1 protein-coding gene is annotated in these 489 nt (G+C 67.9%); it reads left to right on the forward strand.

Annotated features, from left to right (window positions below; genetic code table 11):
• On the forward strand, positions 1-489 hold a 489-nt coding region (locus tag MOV75_RS41690; protein WP_247008719.1), incomplete at both ends, for a VOC family protein.

Raw genomic sequence — 489 nt, forward strand, 5'->3', positions numbered from 1 at the left:
GGACAAGCACGGCGAAGGCATCGAGCGTATCGCCTTCACCGCGGTCGATTCCGCCGCGGGCGCGGAGGAGATCCGCGCGCGCGGCCTGACGCCGATCGGTCCGACTGATTTCGAACGGCCGGTGACGCTGCCGAATGGCACGATCTCCGCGGCAAAATTCCGCACTTTCATGTGGCCGACCGCGGAAGCGCCCGGCGGCGTGCGCATCTTCGCCTGCCAGCACAAGACCCGTGAGACCGTGTGGATTCCCGAGCTGATGCAGCACGCCAATTCCGCCAAGCGGATCAAGCAGACGCTGATCGCAACACCAGAACCCGCGCAGGAAGCCGCGCATCTCGGACGGCTGATCGACCGTGAGCCGAAGGCCGAAGCCGATGGCGCGGTCACGGTGCCCTCCGGCGGCGATCGCGCCGACTTCGTCTATTTGACGCTGGCCCAGCTCGCCAAGCGCTATCCCGGCGTGCCGCTCGCCGGCCTCTCCGAGCGTGG

Origin of the sequence: Bradyrhizobium sp. PRIMUS42 (assembly GCF_023006515.1) — a bacterium.
Classification (GTDB): domain Bacteria; phylum Pseudomonadota; class Alphaproteobacteria; order Rhizobiales; family Xanthobacteraceae; genus Bradyrhizobium.